This is a genomic window from Corynebacterium tuingiense (genome assembly GCF_046718165.1).
Taxonomy (GTDB): domain Bacteria; phylum Actinomycetota; class Actinomycetes; order Mycobacteriales; family Mycobacteriaceae; genus Corynebacterium.
In genome coordinates this window covers 418,648-439,850 of record NZ_CP177101.1, presented here as the reverse complement: position 1 = coordinate 439,850, position 21,203 = coordinate 418,648, and the positions used below count along the sequence as shown (strand labels likewise).

The following is a 21,203-nucleotide window of genomic DNA, read 5'->3' as shown; positions in this document are numbered from 1 at the left end:
CGCTACGGCGCCAAGTGCGTCAGGGACACCACGTGTACTCCGCTCGGATGCCGAAAGCTCAGGTTTCCTCCCGTCACGATCATCAAGACGGGCGGAGCCTCCCATTCGAAGCGTTCTGCAAAGGCCTGCAAATTGCTTGCCGCCTTCTCAATGATCTCTTGGCTTTGCCCCAATTTAATTTCTACGAAAACGGTCCTGCCCGCCAGCTCAAATACCGCATCTACTTCCAGCCCAGATGCGTCACGGGCATGAAAAATACGCTTTCCACTTAACACCGCTAAATCATGGACTACTTGGGATTCAAAAAGCTGCCCGGCAAAGGCAAGGTTGCGCAGTAATTTATCCGGGGACGCGTCCACGGCAGCAGCCGCCAACGCCGGATCCGCCAGATGCCTCTTCGGTGCCGTTCGCAGGCTAGCCCGCGAGCGAAGATGGGAGGACCATGCCAATTGTTCTTCCACGATGAAGATGCGCTGCAACGCAGCAAGGTACTCGCTGACCGTAGCCCTTTGCGCACCAATATCGGTAGCAATAGAAGAAATGGGCTGTTCTGTGGCTACCCCACGGGCAAGCGAACGAATAAGTGTCGTTACTTTTACCGGGTCCCTTCGCACACCATCGGCGGCTTTAATATCCACGTGGGCCACAGTATCGATATAACTGCGCAGATTCTCCTGCGCCGCCTCAACGGAATAATTCCGGTTTGCGGGCCAGCCTCCGTGCGCCATGCGCTCGATAATCCCTGCAACATTCACGACCGTTTCCCCATTCGACTGCGGGGGTTCCTGAGCTACCAATTCGGCTAATGATACTGCGCCATTAGAATGCCCCGACTCATAAAAACTGAAGGTCTTCATCCGCAGCCTGGCGATACGCCCCGCACCCGAGTGCCTGGATTGTTCCTCCATTGGCGCAGTCGAACCAGTAAGAATGAACTGCCCAGGCGCTTGCCGGCGGTCAATTTCATGCCGCACCAAGTTCCACAACTGCGGTTTTTCTTGCCACTCATCAAAAACTCGCGGCGTATCCCCCTCCAACGCCAAATCCGGGACGGTGCTGAGCTGCATGTCGAGGTTTAAATCCGTATCCACCTGGACAAGACTGCCCGCAATTTGCCGAGCGGTCGCGGATTTCCCACAGCCCTTTGGGCCTTCTATCAACACTCCACCGGATCGCTGCAGGGCTCCATGAAGCCGCGAATCCTCTACTCGCGAAAGATAAACATAGCCTTCTTGACCAGTCATTTTAAACCCATCCATCAGTTTGAGTGCGTTTCACCCATCAGAATATCAGAGTTTCACCCATCAGTTTGAGCGCGTTCTACCCATCAGAATATCGGCGATTCATCCATCAGTTTATGCGGATCTGGGCGGTTGAGCGCAGGAATCCCGCGAGAATGAGCTTGACCGCACACAGCGCTAGGAACATTGCACCAAAAATCGCGCCAAACGGCTCCCACCACACTCCGGCAAGGCTCTCCCGCAGCGCGCTCATCCCAGAATAAGAATCGGGATACAACAGCTCGTTGAGCACCGCGACCACCGCCACGCTCAAGGCGATGACTAGGGCCGCAGCAGTAACAGTCAGGCAAAATGCCTCGCCCACCTGCACCCGCACCCACGCTGCTGGCGAGGCACCGGCCAACCGCAGGCCGCGAACATCGCTGGCGATGCGCGAGCGCATAATGAGTGAAGTCAACACCGCACCAACGATGCTTGGGGCCACGACTGGGCCGAGAAACGCCGCGAAGACCTGCCCCGACGACAAGGTGTCTAAGTCGCCCATACTACTTTTGAACATCCTTATCCCCGAGCCGACCGCGACAATCAAGCCACCAAACAGCACCCACGGGACGATATGGGGCACGGAAAAGCGGCGGCGCACCCGCACATTGGCCCCGGCGATGCCGCATAGTCGCGTCCATTGGTCCACGGCGGGCATGAGCCATGGCGTCATGAATGCCACCAGGATGACCATCCCCATGGAAGCGGCGATGCTATCGGCCGGCTCCTCTATCTGCAGGCAGCCGTACACGGCACCGCCCACCAAACCGGCAGCCACAAGGCAGCGCAGCATCACCCACACGCGGCGCGGTTCCACCCGCGGGCGAAAGACCCGGCGCAGTGGTACTAGGGCACCGCAGACCGCCGATGCCACGCAAATGGATACAGCGATGCGGATGACTAGCGGGGTTATGGCCAACTCCGGCATGGGGATCCCGTCACTGCGAAAGGCCGCGGCCATGGGGTCAACAAACAGGGGTGCCGCGAAGGTCCCTATCAGCGCAGCGATAGCGCTCACGGCAATCACCTGCCCCACGATGAAGCTATTGATCATCCACCCAGGCATACCAATCATGCGCCACGAGCGGTACACGGGTTCGCGTTCTTCAATAATCAGCCGCATCTGCGACAGCGTGATCAACACAACGGTGCAGACCGCCATGCCCAGCACGGTGCCGCCGAGAGGCCCCGTGGGATCATCGTCCGCGTCCGAGGTGGCCACCAACATGGACACCGCCAGCGCGCAAGAAGCCGATGAGATCACCATGGTCAAAGCAACGGCAAGCCACGAAAGCCAATTGCTTTGTAAATCCTTAAGCCACACCAGCATGATTGGCCTCCTGGAGCTCAATGATGCGATCGGCGCTTTCCGCGGCGAGGTGCGAGTGGGTCACCATGACCACCGCGGCCCCGCCCCGTGCGGCGGTACGCAGATGGGTGAGGACGAGTTCGGCAGTGGCATCATCAAGCGCGCCCGTGGGCTCATCGGCAAAGATATACGGCGCACCGGACAGCACGGCGCGCGCTACCGCGACGCGCTGCTGCTGACCGCCGGAAAGCTGCCCGGGCAGGCGGCGCTCCAGCCCGTCAAGCCCCAAAGACGCGAAGGTTTTCTGCACCTCGTCGCGGCTGCAACGCCGACCAGAAAAGTGCGCGGTCAACGTGGCATTGCGCTGCGCATTCAGCGATTCCAGCAGATTATAGTCCTGGAAGACGAAGGCGCGCTCCTTGCGCCCCGGAGCGTTGACCGTACCGGAGCTGGGCTTATCCAGCCCGGATAGCAGGTTCAACAGCGTTGTCTTGCCGCTGCCGGATGGCCCCATAATCGCGACAAATTCCCCCGGCTCGATGCTTAGGTCCACCTCGGCGAGTGCGGTATGGCTGCCGTAGCGCTTGCTCAGATTCTGTGCTTTCAACATGCCCTCCATTCCACCGGCCGTGCCCCGCACGCGCGATGGGGAAGGCTGCCCGAAAAATGGTGGGGCTAGCTCTACTGCCACCACCCCGGCGCGGGGGCTAGGCTGAACGGATATGCGAACTGTCAAGGCCAATGGGTGGAGCCTCGCCCTCGGAGTGCTCGCGCTTCCGGGACTGGTGGTCTCCGTACTCATGCTGCCGTGGATTCCGCTGGTAGCCCGCGCCGCGGAGTTTATCGGCCGCTTTGGTGCGAGGTGGATGGGCGTTGATATTCCCGCGCGGCGGGCCAATCGTTGGTTTGATTGGCAGCAGTTTTATCACCTTTTACTGCAGCTTCTTATTTGCGTGGCCTGCTTTACCAACTGGGTCTTTGTCGGTTTTGTCGCGGGCGTATTAGTTATCGCACCGTTTATTCCGCAGGCCGAGTTCAACGTCGGCGAGTGGACCACCGATAATCGCCCATTGATTTTTGTCGTGTGCTGGCTCGCGGCCGCAGTGCTCCTCGCTTTGCTGGTGGTGCTCAACCGCCTGCTGGTCAAGGCCTCTATTTCTTTAACCCGGCTCGCGCTGAGCCCCTCTGCCCAGGAGTTGGCGGCCTCGCGCGCCACGCTTATTGATGCCTTTTCGGGCGAGCGCCGCCGCATCGAGCGCGAGCTCCACGATGGTCCGCAGCAGTACCTGACCGCGCTCAAGCTCAACCTGGCAGCGGCCAAACTCCAGTCTCCGCCCGAGGCTCAGCAGGCGCTTGCCGATGCCGAACATAACGCCACCCATGCCCTATCCGCCCTGCGCGCTACCGTGCGCGGCATTGCACCACAGGTGCTTTTCGATGACGGCCTCATCCCCGCCCTCGATGAACTCTTGGCCCACAGCGGGCTCGACGCGGAATTGCACGTTGAAGGCGCAGAACGCTCCATTGGGGAAACGACGGCGCTACTGGCCTACCACGCGGTAGCAGAAGCACTAACCAACGCGTCCACCCACGGCGCGGCCACCGCCGCCACCGTGTCCATATCTTTTGGCGACGATCTCCGCGTGAGCGTCCGCGATAATGGCGTCGGCGGCCTCTCCGCAGGAGGAGGCCCTAGCGCGTCCGGCCCCGCGCATTCCCGTGCCGGCGTTGGTACCAGCGCCGACACAGGTGGCAAAGCGACTAGCGCAAAGACCACCGGGGCAACCGCGGGCACAGGGCTGGCCGGGCTGCGCGAGCGGGCCGCGGCACTTGGCGGCACCGTCGACTTCTCCCCTGCCCGTACAAAGGGACAAGGAGCAACCTTCACCATGTCACTACCGCTAAAGGAGGCCCGATGAAACTCTTATTGGCAGAGGATTCTGCCCTCTTGCGCGCCGGGCTAGAACAGCTTTTGACGGCACTGGGCCATAGCGTGACCGCTGTCAACGATGCCGAGGAATTGCGCGCCTGCGCGGGCAGCGATGACTTCGATCTGATCATTAGCGATGTTCGCATGCCGCCTACCATGAGCGATGATGGCTTGCGTGCCGTGCACGATGTGCGTGCGGCGGACCCGTCGCAACCGGTGGTGGTGCTCAGCCAATACGTGGCGGCGAGCTACTTGGACCGGCTCTTAGAGCACGGCGGATTCGGCTACCTGCTCAAGGAGCGCGTATCCGATGTGGACGAATTCGTGCACACCCTTGAGGAAGTGGCGGGTGGTGGCACCGTCGTCGACCCAGAAGTGGTCACCGCCTTGCTATCCGCGCGGCGCACGGGGCTGAGCCAATTAACCGCCCGCGAACGCGAGGTTTTGGGGCTCATGGCACAAGGCTTGAGCAATCAAGAAATTGAAGACGCGCTGGTATTAACCGCAGGGGCGGTAAGCAAGCACGTGTCCAATGTTTTTCTAAAACTCGGGTTTCGTCCCGAAGACGCCAATCGCCGGGTCAAGGCCGTGCTGATGTGGCTGCGCCACACCGAACGCTAAAGGATGGGTGCTTACGCGCTCTTCGTGGAGTTGATGACCGCAGCGCGCCAGAGCGTGTACTCGTCCGGGAAATCCTCGCGGTAGTTTTTCACCGCACGGATGCCGTGCTCGACGGAAGCGATGACCTCATCGATGGTGTCCTCTTCGCCCTCTGCATCCACGAAGATAACTGGGCCGCTGATAGCGCGGATGGGATCTTGTAAAAAGGCGGAGTTTCCCGTGTCGGCGGCATTGCGCGCCAGGGAAGCAACCGGGTTGGGCTCGGCGCCTTCCTGCTTAGCTTCTGGGTTATACAGCGCGGCGTAGGTCGTCCCGTCATCTTGAAAGACGACGGAGACGCGCCCCTCGGTGGTGCCGCCCAAAAACTGGTTGGCGTGTTCTAATTCGAACTCGATTTTTCGGCGAGTGAGATCGGGGTTGACGAGGAAACCAACGGTCATGAGAGAAAGCTCCTTTAAAGCCGAGAGGGCATGAACGCGTTAAAGGTTACCGCCGACTCCCCCACCCTGCAGTGCGAGGAAGAAGAACTTTAGGTTAACTGTGGCTCTTCCACATCCAATTGCGTATCGGTACCGATACCCAGGTTCGACGGCGCAGCCCCCTCATGAATGAGCTGGGCGCCAAGTGCAGCAATCATCACGCCGTTATCGGTGCACAGGTTAAACCGCGGCACGCACAGCTCGACACCCGCGGCGTTGCAGCGCTCGGCGGCCAGCTCCCGCAGCCGGGAATTGGCCACGACGCCGCCACCGAGCAGGAGCACCTTCGCCCCGGTATCCTCGCAGGCGCGAATGGCCTTGGCGGTGAGCACATCGGCCACAGCTTCTTGGAACGAGGCGCATACATCCTCCACGGAGATGGTCTCGCCGGCCTTTTCGGCGCGCTCCACATAGCGTGCAACGGAGGTCTTGAGCCCCGAGAAAGAGAAATCATGCCGGTGCTCGCCGCGCAGGTCTTCGGCGCGCGACATGCCACGGGGGAAGTCGATGGTGGGTTTTCCGCGGGCAGCCAGCTTATCAATGACCGGCCCGCCCGGGTACCCCAGCCCTAGGAGGCGGGAGAGTTTGTCGTAGGCCTCACCGGCGGCATCGTCAAGCGTGGAGCCCAACTCGCGCATGGGCTTTCCCACGGCCTCGACTTCGAGCAACTGCGTGTGCCCGCCGGAAACCAGCAGCGCGACCGAGTGCGGCAGGCTCTCGCCCTCAAGGTTGGCCACCGCCACATGGCCGCCGAGGTGGTTGACGCCATAAAAAGGCACGCCCCACGCGGCGGCATAAGCCTTGGCTGCGGAAGCACCCACGAGCAGGGCTCCGGCCAGGCCCGGGCCCACGGTGGCGGCAATGGCATCGGGCTTATCGATGCCCGCCTCCTCCAGCGCCGCCCGCATCACCTGCGGCATGGCCTCTAGGTGCGCGCGGGAGGCGATTTCGGGCACGACGCCGCCAAAGCGCGCGTGCTGCTGCATTGACGAAGCAACGGCATTGGCGATGATCTCCATGTGGCCGTCTTGGTCCAGCTCGACAATGCCCACCCCGGTCTCATCGCAGGAGGACTCGATGCCCATGACCTTCATTACTGCTCCTTTGCTTCGCGCTGGCTTGTTTGTGGCGACTGGCTGGGGCGCACCATGACGTGCGCATCCGCGCCGGAGGGCTGATAATAATTGCGGCGAATCCCCTCGATGCTAAAGCCATAGCGCCGGTATAGCTCGATGGCGGGATCGTTTCCCACGCGCACTTCTAAGAAGATGGGCGCGCTTTTTAAGTCCGCGATGTAGCAAATATTGTCCATCATCATGCGCGCGATGCCGCGGCGCTGGGCCTTAGGATCAACGCCAATGGTGTGGATTTCAAACTCGGGGTCCGCGGCTGGGCCCATCATGCCGATGCCGGCATAGCCCAATAAGACCGGCTCCTCGCCGTCCTCCGGCGATGCGGGATCTAGGGCGCCTTCCACCCCGAGGTAGAAGTTGAACGGCTGGGCCATTTCTTGCTCAAATACCGCTTCTGTCCACGGGGTTTCACCAGGAAAAAGCACCTTTTCCAGCTCAGCGCAGCGCGGGGCATCGGCGGGGGTGAGCTCGCGCAGGTTCACAGGCGCACCTCTGGAATGGCCGCGGAAAGCTGCTGCTTTTTGGGCGGAACCGCATCGGGACGGCGCAGGTACAGCGGCACGAATGGCTCCGGCTCCGCGTCGAGCTGCGCGACGGCCACCAGGCCCTCTGCGGTGAGTGCGGCTTCGCTACGTGGCAGCGCAGCAAGTTCCTCTGGCAACTGCTCAGCCAGCTTTTCCGGGATGACCACCTGCGCGACGTCTCGCACGTCAAGCTCCCCCGGCTTCGAAACGTCCGGGCCCGCAACGCGTTGTCCCGCGCGGTAGGTAGCCCAATAAATTTCCTTTCGGCGGGCATCGGTAGCAACCAGCGCTGCGTCCGCCGCGTCCCTTTCATCGGCTGCATCGGCCCCCGCTAGCGCGGCGTGCGCGATGGCATCGTGGGTGCAGACGCCGTGGAGGGGGATGGAGAGGGCATCGGCAAGCGCCTGCGCCGTAGCCATACCAACGCGCAAGCCGGTAAAGGGGCCAGGGCCCATGCCCGCAACGATGGCGTCGAGGGCGCCGAGCTCCACCCCGGCCTCGCTCATCACTTCGAGGATGGTGGGCATGAGCCGTTCATTGTGCGCGCGCGTATCGGCCAGCACGCGCTGTGTTATCTGCCCAGACTCGGTGTCGACTACCCCGGTAACCAGGGCGGTCGTCGCCGTATCAATGGCCAGGACGCGCATTAGCCGACCAGCTTCCACACGCCGTCTTCACTCTGGAAGGCCAGCGGCTGGGAGCCCTGAACCAGTGGAACTCCGCCGTCGAGGCCGTGGCCCTGCTGCTCCATGGCCTTAACCTGGGTGTTGATCATCTCGCAGACCTCAACCTCGGAGGAATCCAATTCCTCTACATAGGGGTCAACGTTGTGGCCCAGCGCCATGACGTAGCTCTTGCCCTCAGGAACGACACCGTCCTCAAAAGTGATGTCATCGGGGTTGGGGGCTGCTTCCTTAACTTTATCTTCCGCCATGCCTGGGCAGATGAAGCCGATGGCGCTGTAGTCGGCGCCGTAGACATCAGACGGGATGAGCGACATTACCTCGAGGTTCCGCGGGGCATGCTGCAAGGTATTGGTGAGGTTGCCCTCCAGGGAATCCTCATCACGCAGGGTAGCCCCGGCAACGAGCACCATCATCACAATGATAAATAGCGCGATAATGGTCGTGGTCAGGTTGCGTGCAAATTTAGTCATGGGGTGAGTAACGCTCCTCGGGTCAAGGGGGTCCTATATGTACATATGGTGAAGTGATTGTCAGTTCTATTTCCGAGGCTACTCGGCGGCCAACAAGCACTCACCCACTGGGTAGTGCCTGCCAGTGTAGGCGGCTTACCCAGTGGGTGAATAATTAGCGCGGGACATATGGGGCTAAAGCAATAACAATAGCAGCACCTGAGCGGCGATAATCTTGCCAATGATGGTGGTTGGATACACCGTTGCCCAGCCGCGCCCGGCAAGCTCCGTGCCGGTTTGGCCCCGGATATAGGCAAATACTGCTGGGTTCGTGGTCATGCCGGCTGCACAACCCATGGCCTCGTCCCACTTCAAGCACAGCACCAGCATGCCGATGACGCCGATGAGGATGGCCGATACCAAGGTAATGATAAAGCCAACGCCGATGATGGTCAGCGAGGACGGATCCGTCAGGGCATCGCGGAACGATGCGCCTGCCGATGTCCCCACGCCCGCCAGGAAGAGCGTCAGCCCCAGGTTCGAAAGTGTTTCCCTGGTATGGAAGGGCATCTGCCAATTGATGGGGCCGGTGCGGTTCAGGTAGCCGAGGAATAGGCCGACCACGACGGGGCCGCCGCCAAAGCCCAGCTGCAGGGTCGATCCTCCCGGCATGGGGATGGGGATAAGGCCCAGCAACATACCCAAGGTCAAACCGATGGACATGGATAAGAGGTCAGCGTTGCCAAGCGCCGATTCGGAATCGCCCAAGTACTTGCGCACTTCGCGCACGTGGTGCGAGCTACAGACCACGCGCACGCGGTCGGAGTAATTCAACACCATATCCGGGTGCGGGACCGCATCGCTATCGCCCTTGCGCACACGCGCGATGATAAAACCGTGCTCGAGCGCATCGATATCGCGGATGCGCTTGCCAGCAACCTTGGGGTTGGACACGGTCACGCGCTTATACTGCAAGCCAGCCTCGGGGGTGAGCTCGACGGGATATTCCTCACCGAGCACCTCAATAGCACCGGCGACGTCCTTCTCGGAGCCATTAATAAGGAATGCTTCGCCCTTGCGCAAGGGCATATCCGGGTGCGCCAGGCGGTGGTGCTCCATATCGGAGATCTCGCGGGTGGCCACTACGCTGTGTCCGGTTACTTGATAAAGGTGTCCGGCCGTATCCGGGAAGTCTTTGGTCAGCCGCACGCCTTTGGCCACCAGCGGGGCGGGAATCATCCCCTCTTCTTTGGCATCCGCCTCGTGGTCTACCTTCAGGATCTTCGCGCCGATGGCGGCGACTAGGATCGCACCGATGACCGCGCCCGGGTAAGCCAGCGAATAGCCGACGACCGGGGTGGAGTTGCCCAGCATATCCACCACCGCCGCCATACCTGGGGTGGACGAAAGCGAACCGGCAAACATACCGGCGGCCACATCGGTTTCTAGGCCGAATACGCGAATGAGCCCAAAACCTACGCCCACGAGCAGGACCAACATGCCGATCATAAAGACGGTCAGCTTCCAGCCACGGGTAGCAAATTCGCGGACGAACGACGGCCCGAAGTTCAGGCCAATGGCATAGACAAAGATGGCCAAGCCGAATTGGTATACCAGCGGTGGAATCTGGATATCCGGATTGGCGGTAGAAAGCCCGAGCGCCACGAACATTGCTGCCGCGGCGCCAAGAGAGATGCCAAAGAATTTGATTTTGCCGATGGCCAAACCAATGGCCATGATGGCAAAAAGGGCGAGCAGAGGACTAGAGGCTAGGAGATCTAACACCCTTTAAGGATCCCGCACCTTAAATACCTAAAGCAACTTGACGTCCTAAGATATCCATCACTTATACCTTCAAATTAATGAGACCTACCTAATCATTGTGGCGCCACGACCAGCTAACGCGGCGCACGTCCTCATCGGCACCGGCAAACTCCGCCGGTTCGCGGTCGATGCTGATAAAGAGGTATCTATCTGCAATCTGCTCGATAAGGCCGCCGCCCCATTCGGCGACAACGACGGCATCGGCAAGCTCGGTATCCAAATCCAAGGCATCCAGCTCCCCCAAGGGATCGCCGGAATTGGCCCCGCCCTCATCCAAGAGGCGATACGCGTCCACGTGCACCAGGTCCGGCCCCCCAACCCGTGAGCGATGCACGCGGGCGATGACGAACGTGGGCGAGGTAATCCGCCCCTTGACCTGCATGCCCTGCGCAATTCCCTGGGTGAAGGTGGTCTTGCCCGCACCCAATGGGCCATCCAAGATGACGACATCGCCGGCTTCCAGCGCGGCGCCCAGTTCCTTGCCGCACGCGTGGGTCTGTTCCACCGTTGCCAGATCGCGGGTTCCAGACTCCGGAAAATTACTGCGCATCGGCCCCTCCTATATATTCGCGTTCGGTGCGGCCGGTGGGCCGGCACACCACTTCATAGTTGATGGTGCCCACGGCATCAGCAAGCTCAGTGGCAGACATGCCACCCTGTCCAAAGATGGTCACCTCATCACCGGGGGCAATACCGTGCGGGTTATCTCCTAGATCCACCACTATTTGGTCCATGCACACCCGGCCTACCTGGGGATACAGCCGCCCGCCGATGCCCACCTGAAGGTGGCCCTGGTACGCGCGCGGGAGGCCATCGGCATAGCCACAATCCACCGTGGCCAGGAAACCTGGCTTATCCGCGCTCCAAGTACGCCCGTAGCTGGTGGCTTCACCCTTATCGATCGGCTTGAGCCCAAAGACATTTCCAGACCAGGTCATTGCCGGCCGCAGACCATGATCCCGACCCGTAATAGGCTCCAGCCCGTAGCACGCGACACCGACCCGCACCTGCTCAAAGTGCGCCGATGGGCGCGAGAGCGTGGCCGGCGAATTGGCCAAATGATTAACCGGGCACTCCAGCCCGGCCGCACGCGCCACATCCAGGGCGCGCCGAAACTCTTCTTCCTGGGCGTCATTATGCGCGTTGTCTGGATCGTCCGCGCAGGCAAAATGGGACATCAGCCCCAGGACGCTAATATGCGCGGCATCCCGAAGTAGCACAAAGACCTCATCCCACTCCGCTTTATCCACCCCAGAGCGGTGCATCCCGGTTTCTACCTTGATGTATACCTCGGCGGGGATTTCCGCTTCTACCAGCTTGTGCGCCTGCGCCGGGGAATTGACCGCAATCTGGATGCCACATGCCAGGGCCTCTTCTAGCACCTGATCCGTCTGCCAAATCCATGCCGCGATGGGTGAGTCCACTCCGATACGCCGCAGCTGCACGGCTTCTGTCAGCGTGGCGACGCCAATGGAATCCGCCCCCGCTTCCAGCATCACGGGCACGACCTTTTCTACGCCGTGCCCGTAAGCATCCGCCTTCACCACGCACATCAGCTTGACGTCTGGGCCGATCTTCTCCTTAATCAGCCGCACATTATGCGCGATGGCAGCAAGGTCAATTGTGGTTTTCAGCATGCCACTATTGTGCCACTTTCCACCCGCGCGCTGAATTTACTGCAGATACGCATAAACCCCTCCCCCGCCCGTGCAAGCAAGGGTGAGAAAGGGGCTTGAGGCGCCGGAAAGGTTATTCCACGGTCACGGACTTGGCCAGGTTGCGCGGCTGGTCAACGTCATAGCCCTTGGACTTTGCCACGTGTGCGGCAAAGATCTGCAGGGGCACCGTAGCAAGCAGCGGCTGCATCAACGTCGGCGCCTTTGGCACGCGGATGACGTGGTTAGCGTAATCCTCTACCGCGGTATCGCCTTCTTCTGCGATCACGATGGTAATGGCACCGCGGGCGCGGATTTCCTGGATATTGGATACCACCTTGGAGTGCAGCGAATCGCGCCCGCGCGGGGACGGCACGATAACGAAGACCGGCTGCCCCTCCTCAATCAGCGCGATCGGGCCGTGCTTGAGCTCGCCTGCGGCAAAGCCCTCCGCGTGCAGGTAGGCGATCTCCTTGAGCTTCAGCGCGCCTTCAAGGGCAACTGGGAAGCCCACGTGGCGGCCCAAGAAGAGCACGGATTCTGCATCCTTCATGGAGTTGGCCAGGCCGGCTACCTGCTGTTCTTCATCGATGACGCTTTGCACCTTGTCCGGCATATTGCGCAGCTCAGCAAGAACTCCCTGAATTTCATCAGAGAACATATTGCCGCGCAGCTGTGCCAGATACAGGCCCAGCAGATAAGTCGCGGTAATCTGCGCCAGGAAGGCCTTGGTAGAGGCCACCGCGATTTCGGGCCCCGCGTGGGTGTAGAGCGCCGCATCGGATTCGCGCGGAATGGATGAGCCCTGCGTATTGCAAATAGCGATGACCTTCGCGCCCTGCTGGCGGGCGTGGCGCACGGCCATCAGGGTATCCATGGTCTCGCCGGACTGGGACAACGCTACGACCAAGGTCTTCTCGTTGACAATAGGATCGCGGTAGCGGAACTCGTGGGCGAGCTCAACCTCGGTAGGAATGCGGCACCAGTGCTCAATGGCATACCGCGCCACGTGACCGGCATATGCCGCAGTGCCGCAGGCAATCACGATGATCTTATCGATAGACTTCAAGACCGACTCATCGATGCGCAAATCATCCAAGGTCAGCTGGCCCTGCTCATCAAAGCGGCCCAGCAAGGTATCGCGCACAGCGGCGGGCTGATCGTGTATTTCCTTTTCCATGAAGGAATCAAAGCCGCCCTTTTCAGCAGCGGCCGCGTCCCACTTGATCTCAAAGGCCTTACCTTCGGTGGGCTTACCGTCATAGTCAGTAATGACAACATCGTCTGCGGTAATGGTGACAACCTGGTCATTGTCCATTTCCACTGCGGACTTGGTGTAGTCAATAAAGCCCGAGACGTCAGAGCCCAAGAAGTTCTCGCCTTCGCCCAAGCCGATGACCAGGGGCGAATCGCGGCGGGCGGCAACGATGCGATCCGGCTGGTCAGCGTGAATGGCCAGCAGGGTAAACGCACCGTCGAGGCGCTTAGCGGTCAGCTGCATTGCCTTGGTGAGGTCACCGGCGGCGTCGTTGTGAAAAACATCGCCAAGCAAGGCCGCGGCAACTTCAGTATCGGTTTCAGAAACGAAGTTGTAGCCCTTGTTCAAGAGCTCAGTCCGCAGCTCCGCGAAGTTTTCGATGATGCCGTTGTGCACCACGGCCAGCTTGCCACCGTCAACGACGTGCGGGTGTGCATTGAGATCGGTCGGACCACCGTGGGTGGCCCAACGGGTGTGCCCGATTCCCAAAACGGAATCCTTCAGCGGACGCGCTGCAATCTCCTCGTCCAAGGCAGCAACCTTACCCGCCTTCTTCCGCCAGCTAATCTCCCCATCGGCGTACATCGCCACACCAGCGGAGTCATAGCCGCGGTATTCCAATCGACGTAGACCTTCCAGAACTACATCCAGAGCGAAGTAGTCGCGGTCACCGTTAGCTAGACCTATATATCCAACAATTCCACACATAAGAAGTGATCCTACATCATTAATTAACGGGCAAATGCTTCAGATAGCTCGGGGAATAGTGGGTGTTCCGGAGCTATTCCGGTCAGCTCAGTTGCCAGGGAATCCGTCGCCGCGCGGTCGCCCGCAGCGTCTTGCAAACGTTTTTGAAGCTCGACTGACTCCGCATCCTCAGGAACATCAAAGTCCAAGGCAGCTCTCACAGCTTCGACCAAAGAAGTAGCTTCAAACCCTCGTTCTGCCAATTCGGCAGCGGGTCCGATGAACCGTTCGTTACGAGAAATCTTCCGCAATGGCGCACGACCTACTCGGTCGGTAGTGTCGGGAAGCTCTGGATTTTGGAATCGCTTTAGAATCTTATCAACGTACGCCTGCTGGACCTCAGGATCGAAGTCGAATTTCTCGATAATGAGCTGCTTCGTTTCTGCCAAAACAGCGGCCACTTTTCCACGGATTTCCTCGCGCGACAAAGCATCGGAGATAGCGGAGATTCCTTGCTGCTTTCCAAAGTACGCAGTCGCTGCGTGGCCCGTATTTACAGTAAAGAGCTTCCTGGTGATATACGGCGCGAGGTTATCTACCCAAGTAATTCCAGAGATATCGGGAACGTCAACGCCAGCCTGTGCAAACGGCTCAACTTCCACGGCCCATTCATGGTAGGTCTCAACAGTTACATCCAGCGCTTCAGCGCCTGTCCGACGCTCTTGGTTCGGAACGATGCGATCGACAGCAGTATTAGGGAAAAATGCCACCTCATCAACCTCTGGATAGACCTTGCGGATGGCATCAACCAGCCCATCAGTGGCGTTGATCGCATTTTCGCATGCCATCACAGGCACCCTTGCGCTACCAGCCGCTGCACGACGCCTTAACCCCTCTGCAATTGAAGGCGCGATAAGTCCCAGCACAGTGGGACCTACTGCAGTAGTAATCATGTCCGCATCAACTATCTCCGCATACAGACCTTCCTCGTCTTCTGCGGAGTTCACACCGGAAAAACCGGTCACCGTTACGTCCCGAGCGTCAGCGCCCACTTCGTGCACGGTATAAGAATCAAGATCGTTCAATAAGTTGATCAATGGTTCAGCAACGTCCGCGAACTTTAGCTCGTAGCCGGCTTCATGCAGGATTGCTCCCACAAATCCACGACCAATATTTCCCGCACCGAAATGCAATGCCTTCTTAGTAGCCATTACTTATTCACCTTTTCGAAAATTTCGAGAATCTCGTCCTTCGTTTTGGCCTGTTCAAGCTGCTCCACGGTGTCTGCTTTGCCAAAGATTTTGGCAATTTTCGACAATGTCTTGAGGTGAGAGCCATCTGCACCAGCGATACCGACAATGAACGTGGCGGGCTTGCCGCCCCAGTCTACGGGTTCATCCAGACGGATAAAGGAGATGGCAGATCCTTTGATAGATTCCTTTGCCTCATTTGTTCCGTGCGGGATTGCCAGACCATTGCCCATAAAGGTGGATACGGACTTTTCGCGTTCATGCATTGAATCTACGTAAGCTTGCTCAACCGCCCCTGCAGACACTAGCAATGCTCCTGCTTGGTCAATTGCTTCTTCACGGGAAGTTGCATGCCCATCGAGGACAATCGTTTCCGGACGAAGTACGTCAGTACCGGCAGAGTCATTCTCGGACACAGCATCCGAAGCTGCGGGGTCTTCTGCAGCATTTTGTTCGTCTGCAATTGGAGCTGTGGTGGAAGATTCACCAGATTGCTGCTCGCGAATTAGCTCTACCACTTCGTCATAACGCGGCGAGGCCATGAAGTTATCTACTGTTACGTGAATAGCAGACGGCGTTGCTGGTTTTGCACGTTCTGCCAAGTCCTCGTGAACGACGACGAGCTCGTAATTATCTTTTAGATTATTGACTGCCGAATTGGTGACGGTGACTACGTCTCCGAATCCTGCTTCCTTAATTTTATTCCGGAGCACGGAAGCGCCCATCGCGGAAGAGCCCATTCCGGCATCGCAGGCAAAGACAACATTGCGAATCTCAGGGGACTCTTCTGCAGATTGAGAAGAAAGTGCCCCTGCTACAGAGGATTTCTTCCCCTTCATAGCCTCCATATCTGCGGTGGCCTTATCCAAGTCGTCTGTGCCCTTCGTGAATTTAAGAATCGACGCAGCGATAGCAAAGGACACTGCAGTGGACGCGAGAACTGCAATAGTTACCCCGAGATAAGAATCGGACGCGACGGTTCCGTAAATCGCGATGATGGAGCCAGGGGCTGCAGGCGAGCGAAGTCCAACGTCCATAATCGTGTTGATGGCAACACCGGCCATTCCGCCACCAATTGCGGCAAGCAGAAGCTGCGGACGCATCAGTACGTAAGGGAAATAAATCTCATGGATACCACCGAAGAAGTGGATCAAAGCGGCTCCAGGAGCCGTTGCTCGCGCCGACCCCGCGCCAAAGACCATGAAGGCAAGCAGGATTCCCAAACCAGGTCCTGGGTTAGCTTCCAAGAGGTAGAGGACCGACTTACCAGTCTCTGCTGATTGGTCAGTCGCCAACGGAGTAAGAACACCGTGATTAATGGCGTTGTTAAGGAAGAATACCTTCGCAGGTTCGATCAGAGCGGAGGTCAGCCACAAGAGGTTGTTGGAGATTAGGAACTCCACTGCCCGCCCAGCAATGTCCATGATGAAGTTCATCACTGGAGTCAGTAGGTACATCGATGCGATAGCACCAGCGAAACCGAAAATACCCAGTGAGAAGTTGTCCACCAGCATTTCGAATCCAGGGCGAACTTTTCCAGCCCACAAGGACTCAAGCTTCTTGAATAGCCAGGCAGCCAGAGGGCCACAAATCATGGCGCCTAGGAACATGGGCGACGAGTGACCGTCTTCGCCAATCCACTCTGGCGCGGAGGTACCCATGATGACACCCATCGTAACGATGGCACCTACCACACCACCGCGGACCTCATGCACCAATTTACCGCCGGTAAATGCAATAAGAATCGGCAGCAGGTACGTCACCATGGGGCCGACCATCGTATTTATCTTTTCGTTCGGGAAGAACCCGTCTGGGATAAATAGAGCGGTGAGAATACCCCAAGCGATGAAAGCGCCGATATTCGGCATAATCATCGAGGATAAGAATGTTCCGAACTTTTGAACGGCGACGCGAGCCCCGCCCTTTTGTTGTTTCGTCTCAGCCATGCGCACAATCCTTCACTAGCAGCTGAGTGCGTGCGAACTAAGCACACGCACAGTGGGAACGTTTTTAAATTATTGATTTCATCAATTACCTCGTCATTTTAGCCCCTTTGCAAGCGGAACTTTAATTTTGAATGCATAATAATTTCCTTCGGCCCACTTTGATGAGGGAATCGGGTTCAGTCGAGGTAATTCTTTTAGCTAAATCAGCAGGAACACGCTGGTCACGAAGCTCCTTGGCTGCAGCTGACCGGGTTGTGGGAGAAGAGGGGCATCTGCAAGCAGCCGCGCCCCTTCCCTACCGGACCGCTAGCGGGTGGCGCGCTCCAGCATCTCCAGGACGTGGTGGTAATCCTCGCCGGTGGCGCGGGACATGCCCAGCTCACACGTGCGGTTGGTCGAAGCGTGATACTGCGCGCCCAGCTCCGTGACCTGGGTGGCCTCGGCGCGGGTGGCGGACTCCGTGAGCTCTGGGTGGAGCATGCCGCGGTCGCCGGCATAACCACAGCAATTCCAGGCGGTGGGGATATGCACCTCCGTAGCTGCGGCCCGGGCGACCTTTTCAACATCGCCCATCATGCCGAGCTGGAACGCCGAACAGGTCGGGTGAATCGTCATAGAATCCACCGGCTGGGTGGTCTCGAGGCGCGGCAGCAGCGTATCGGCAGTAAAGCTCAGCGCATCGATGACGGTAATGCCAATGGATTCCAGCATCTCCTGAAAGCCCGCGGTACAGCTGGACGCATCCACGATCACGGGCAGGCGGGCGTTATCGGTGGCCTCCATGATGCTCTCGCGCACGCGCTGCTCCATACTGTCGTGGCCCTTGCGCATGCCCTTTGAGGACCATGGCGTTCCGCAGCAGAGCTTCTCGATGCCCTTAGGCATCTCCAGCGCGATCCCCGCTCGCTCCAAGACGGTGATGAAGGCTACCGTTGCGCCCATGCCCTCGCCTTGCGGGGCGAACATGGAGTTTACGCAGGCTGGAAGGTAGATTCCCGAGGTCTCAGCGTAGCGATCTCCCACGCGCCCGGCCAGGCGCTCGCGGGACTTGCCGCCCTTGCCGAGCTCCGGCTGGTATCCCGGCACGGTATCGGGGCCGATGAGCGAGCGGGCCACGTCGGTGACTTTCGTGACCAGCTGCGCCGGCAGCATATGCGCGCCGGTTAGCGCCGTTGCTGCACCGCGGCTGGTGACCTGCCAATTCTTGGCGGCGGTAGACCAAACCTTTTCTTCTGCGGCCCCAGCATTCTCGTGGCGCAGCTTCTTGATGAATTTACCGGTATCAATGCCCACTGGGCAGGCGGTTAGACACATAGAATCCACGGCGCACGTATCGATGCCCATGTACTCATAGGCCTCATCGAGTTCTGCAACCAAGTGTGTATCGCCACTTTCTTGCGCCCGCTGGCGGGCACGGCGCACCACGATGCGCTGGCGTGGGGTCAAGGTGAGATCCCTCGACGGGCAGACCGGCTCGCAATAGCCGCACTCAACGCACGGGTCTATTTCCTCTTCTACCGTGGGATTGAGCTTGATATTTGTAATGTGCGCATCTGGGTCATCATCCAGGATGACACCCGGGTTCATCGTGCCGGCGGGATCGCAAGCGCGCTTGAGCTGCTGCATGACCTCGTAGAGCTCATCGCCGTACTGGCGGCGGACATACGGAGCCATGGCGCGTCCGGTGCCGTGCTCGGCCTTGAGGTTTCCCTCCGCCGAAAGCACCAAGTCCACCATTTCCTCATTGAAGTTGTTATAGCGGCCAATGGCGCTATCGCCTTCGAAGCGGTCCGTTAACAAGAAGTGGATATTGCCGTCTTTCGCATGGCCAAAAATGACCGCATCATCGTAAGAATAGCGGGTAAAAAGCTCCTGCAAGGAGGAACAGGTATCGGCCAAATCCCCCACTGGCACCACAACGTCTTCCAAGAGCGCCGTGGTTCCTGAGGGCCTAGCCTCTGCCACCTGGGCATAAAGGCCCTTGCGGAAGTTCCACGCGGCGGTGCGGGTGGGGATGTCGGCAGAAAACTCCGCCGGTGATTGCAGGTCCAATTCGCGCAAAAGGGACGAGCCCTTGTTCTCTTTTTCCCGCAGCTCTTCCTTGTCATCGGATTGGTACTCAATGAGCAGCGCGGCCTGTGAATCCACATCGAAGCCGGTAATGGCCTGCGGGACCTTATCAAAGCCTTGGCCCACGCGAATGGAGGCAGAATCCATCAGCTCCAGGGTGGCGGCACCGGTCTCCACGAGCGCAGGCAGCGCCTTCGTAGCGGCGAAAAGATTATTAAAGACCGCCACGGTGGTCGTCGTGAGCGCAGAGATGGACACGGTGCGAAAGACCGCTTCCGCGATAAATGCGAGTGTTCCTTCGGAGCCAACCAAGAGGTGCTCAAAAAGCTTGACTGGGCTATCAAAATCCAGGAAGGAATTAAGCCCGTAGCCCATCGTATTTTTCAGCTGGAAGTGGCGGCGGATGATATCTACTGATTCCTGGTTATCGCGCACGCGGCGCTGCAGGCGGATCAGCGTATCCACCAGCTCGGGTTCCTGCGCCTGGAATTGCCGGTCCGCATCCGCGTCCGCAGTATTGATCACCGTGCCAGAAGGCAAGACAAAGGTCAGCGATTCCAAGGTGTTATAGGTATTGAACTCGGTGCCGCAGGCCATTCCGGAGGAATTATTCGCCACCACGCCGCCGATGGTGCAGGCCGCTTCGCTGGCCGGGTCCGGGCCGAGCTTGCGGTTGCGCAGCCCCAAACGCGCATTGACCTGGCGCACGGTCGCCCCTGGCTGCACGCGCACCCGCTTGCCGTCATCGAGGACTTCTATGCCCCGGAAATGCTTGCGCACATCCACCAGGTAGCCCTCGCCGGAGGCCTGGCCGGCCAAGGAGGTACCGCCCGAGCGCAAGGTCACCGGGATGCCCTGCTGCCGCCCCGCTTTGAATATGGCGGCCACGTGTTCTGCCGAGCGCGCTTCAATAACGGCCTTCGGGGTGTAGAGGTAGTGCGAGGCATCGGAGGCATAGGCCAACCTGTCGATGATGCCGGTCTTTACCTCCGTCCCATCCTGCGGAAATAATTGGTCGATCTTAGGGGTGCCGGTAGTCATATGCGGCGGCCTGCCTTCCCAGAGAAGCATAGAGAATGTTACCTAGTGCACATTTTCGTCTGATTTCTCGCCGCCACGCAAGTAAGGCAACCCATATAACTTCGGCACCGCGTACCCCTTTTGGCCTCTGCGAATCCCCCGCATGTGCCACTCGCCACCCCTTGCCACCAGCACGGGGTGATCTTCATCTATCCTAGAATGCGTGTCTGCGAATTTGAATAAACACTTAGGAACGTTATCGAAGCGTGGCCGCAACCGCGTGCTGGTTGGCGACCTCGATTATGCGGGTATTACCGGCAAGGTTTATACCCCTGCGGAAGGCCAAGGCCTGCCCGCCGTCGCCATTGGCCACGATTGGATGCACAAAATCAAGGATTACCACGCCACGCTGCGCCACCTGGCCAGCTGGGGCATCGTCGTGGTCGCCCCCAATTCTGAGACCGGCATGTTCCCCGATCACCGCAACTTGTCTGCAGACATGGAATCCGCGTTGCAGATCGCCGCTGGGGTAAAACTTGGAACCGGAAATATCACCGTATCGCCGGGCAAGCTCGGCATGGTAGGCCACGGCATGGGCGGCGGCACTGCGGTTTTGAGCGCGGTTGATAACCCGAAGGTGAAGGCCGTCGCGGCTATTTATCCTGCCGTGACCGCCCCTTCCGCCGTTGAGGCTGCCCGCAGCCTCGATACGCCGGGTCTAGTCATTGGCTCTGGTCGCGATGACATCTTCAATGCCGGGAATCCCGCCAAGCTGGCCTATAACTGGCGTGGCCAGGTAGCGTACCGGGCCATCGACAAGGGCACGCAGGCCGGCTTTAGCGAAGATCGCTTCCGCAAATTGGCCATCGGCTCCGGCGCCTTCCAATCCGGCCCCACCGAAATCGCCCGCGGTCTCGTCACCGGTTTCTTGCTCTCTACCCTTGCCGGCGAGTCCGCCTATGACGGCTTTGCGGATCCTGAGGCGAGCGCGAAGAAGGTAGAAAGCTTGACCGGCGATGACCTGGCCGAGCGCGCCGGCGTTGCCCGCGATGACTAAAAGCTAACCCGCTGAACTAGGC

General features: G+C 59.3%; 18 protein-coding genes. 3 read left to right on the top strand and 15 right to left on the bottom strand.

The features are described 5' to 3' along the window. Window positions 1-2 precede the first annotated feature (2 nt). The 3 genes from ACLI1T_RS02170 to ACLI1T_RS02160 form a co-directional block, all read right to left on the bottom strand. The gene (locus ACLI1T_RS02170) at window positions 3-1,244 is read right to left on the bottom strand and encodes an ATP-binding protein (RefSeq protein WP_411702912.1); all 1,242 of its coding nucleotides are present in this window, start codon (window positions 1,242-1,244) and stop codon (window positions 3-5) included. 106 nt (window positions 1,245-1,350) lie between these two features. After that, the gene (locus ACLI1T_RS02165; RefSeq protein WP_411702911.1) at window positions 1,351-2,613 is read right to left on the bottom strand and encodes an FtsX-like permease family protein; all 1,263 of its coding nucleotides are present in this window, start codon (window positions 2,611-2,613) and stop codon (window positions 1,351-1,353) included. Next, window positions 2,597-3,202: an ABC transporter ATP-binding protein gene (locus ACLI1T_RS02160; RefSeq protein WP_411702910.1), complete on the bottom strand. Its 606-nt coding sequence runs from the start codon at window positions 3,200-3,202 to the stop codon at window positions 2,597-2,599. The genes ACLI1T_RS02165 and ACLI1T_RS02160 overlap by 17 nt, the downstream gene beginning before the upstream one ends. Before the next feature lie 112 nt (window positions 3,203-3,314). Between ACLI1T_RS02160 and ACLI1T_RS02155 the strand changes: the two genes are divergently transcribed. Further along, window positions 3,315-4,511 (top strand): sensor histidine kinase, encoded by a 1,197-nt coding sequence (locus ACLI1T_RS02155; RefSeq protein WP_349852238.1) that lies wholly within the window; start codon window positions 3,315-3,317, stop codon window positions 4,509-4,511. Beyond that, complete coding sequence (locus ACLI1T_RS02150; RefSeq protein ID WP_284852068.1) at window positions 4,508-5,143, top strand: response regulator; 636 nt, start codon at window positions 4,508-4,510, stop codon at window positions 5,141-5,143. The genes ACLI1T_RS02155 and ACLI1T_RS02150 overlap by 4 nt, the downstream gene beginning before the upstream one ends. Window positions 5,144-5,154: 11 nt before the next feature. On the opposite strand, the gene ACLI1T_RS02145 is transcribed toward ACLI1T_RS02150, so the two are convergent. The 12 genes from ACLI1T_RS02145 to ACLI1T_RS02090 form a co-directional block, all read right to left on the bottom strand. Beyond that, window positions 5,155-5,583 (bottom strand): hypothetical protein, encoded by a 429-nt coding sequence (locus tag ACLI1T_RS02145; RefSeq protein WP_349887548.1) that lies wholly within the window; start codon window positions 5,581-5,583, stop codon window positions 5,155-5,157. 89 nt (window positions 5,584-5,672) lie between these two features. Further along, window positions 5,673-6,716 (bottom strand): tRNA (adenosine(37)-N6)-threonylcarbamoyltransferase complex transferase subunit TsaD, encoded by a 1,044-nt coding sequence (tsaD, locus tag ACLI1T_RS02140; protein WP_411702909.1) that lies wholly within the window; start codon window positions 6,714-6,716, stop codon window positions 5,673-5,675. Then, window positions 6,716-7,237 carry a ribosomal protein S18-alanine N-acetyltransferase gene (gene rimI / locus ACLI1T_RS02135; RefSeq protein ID WP_349852243.1) on the bottom strand — a complete coding sequence of 174 codons (522 nt, stop codon included), beginning with the start codon at window positions 7,235-7,237 and terminating at the stop codon, window positions 6,716-6,718. Before rimI ends, tsaD begins: the two co-directional genes overlap by 1 nt. Then, on the bottom strand, window positions 7,234-7,926 hold the full coding sequence (gene tsaB, locus ACLI1T_RS02130) for a tRNA (adenosine(37)-N6)-threonylcarbamoyltransferase complex dimerization subunit type 1 TsaB (RefSeq protein ID WP_411702908.1): 693 nt from the start codon (window positions 7,924-7,926) through the stop codon (window positions 7,234-7,236). The genes rimI and tsaB overlap by 4 nt, the downstream gene beginning before the upstream one ends. Continuing rightward, window positions 7,926-8,435 (bottom strand): hypothetical protein, encoded by a 510-nt coding sequence (locus ACLI1T_RS02125; RefSeq protein ID WP_023025258.1) that lies wholly within the window; start codon window positions 8,433-8,435, stop codon window positions 7,926-7,928. The genes tsaB and ACLI1T_RS02125 overlap by 1 nt, the downstream gene beginning before the upstream one ends. Window positions 8,436-8,609: 174 nt before the next feature. Further along, complete coding sequence (locus ACLI1T_RS02120) at window positions 8,610-10,199, bottom strand: aspartate:alanine exchanger family transporter (RefSeq protein ID WP_411702907.1); 1,590 nt, start codon at window positions 10,197-10,199, stop codon at window positions 8,610-8,612. A gap of 88 nt (window positions 10,200-10,287) precedes the next feature. Further along, entirely contained in the window at window positions 10,288-10,788 is a 501-nt protein-coding gene (tsaE, locus tag ACLI1T_RS02115) for a tRNA (adenosine(37)-N6)-threonylcarbamoyltransferase complex ATPase subunit type 1 TsaE (RefSeq protein WP_411702906.1), read from the bottom strand. Beyond that, window positions 10,778-11,875, bottom strand: a complete 1,098-nt coding sequence (gene alr / locus ACLI1T_RS02110; protein ID WP_411702905.1) for an alanine racemase — start codon at window positions 11,873-11,875, stop codon at window positions 10,778-10,780. Before alr ends, tsaE begins: the two co-directional genes overlap by 11 nt. A gap of 112 nt (window positions 11,876-11,987) precedes the next feature. Beyond that, window positions 11,988-13,859, bottom strand: coding sequence for a glutamine--fructose-6-phosphate transaminase (isomerizing) (gene glmS, locus ACLI1T_RS02105; protein ID WP_284631326.1), 1,872 nt, complete (start codon window positions 13,857-13,859; stop codon window positions 11,988-11,990). A gap of 23 nt (window positions 13,860-13,882) precedes the next feature. Continuing rightward, on the bottom strand, window positions 13,883-15,049 hold the full coding sequence (locus ACLI1T_RS02100; RefSeq protein ID WP_411702904.1) for a mannitol-1-phosphate 5-dehydrogenase: 1,167 nt from the start codon (window positions 15,047-15,049) through the stop codon (window positions 13,883-13,885). Then, window positions 15,049-17,034 carry a PTS mannitol transporter subunit IICBA gene (locus ACLI1T_RS02095; protein ID WP_411702903.1) on the bottom strand — a complete coding sequence of 662 codons (1,986 nt, stop codon included), beginning with the start codon at window positions 17,032-17,034 and terminating at the stop codon, window positions 15,049-15,051. The genes ACLI1T_RS02100 and ACLI1T_RS02095 overlap by 1 nt, the downstream gene beginning before the upstream one ends. Window positions 17,035-17,340: 306 nt before the next feature. Further along, window positions 17,341-20,145, bottom strand: a complete 2,805-nt coding sequence (locus tag ACLI1T_RS02090; protein ID WP_411702902.1) for an FAD-binding and (Fe-S)-binding domain-containing protein — start codon at window positions 20,143-20,145, stop codon at window positions 17,341-17,343. A gap of 202 nt (window positions 20,146-20,347) precedes the next feature. On the opposite strand from ACLI1T_RS02090, the gene ACLI1T_RS02085 reads away from it, so the two are divergent. Beyond that, a complete protein-coding gene (locus ACLI1T_RS02085; RefSeq protein WP_411702901.1) occupies window positions 20,348-21,181 on the top strand; it encodes a dienelactone hydrolase family protein in 834 nt (277 codons plus the stop codon). Window positions 21,182-21,203: the final 22 nt, after the last annotated feature.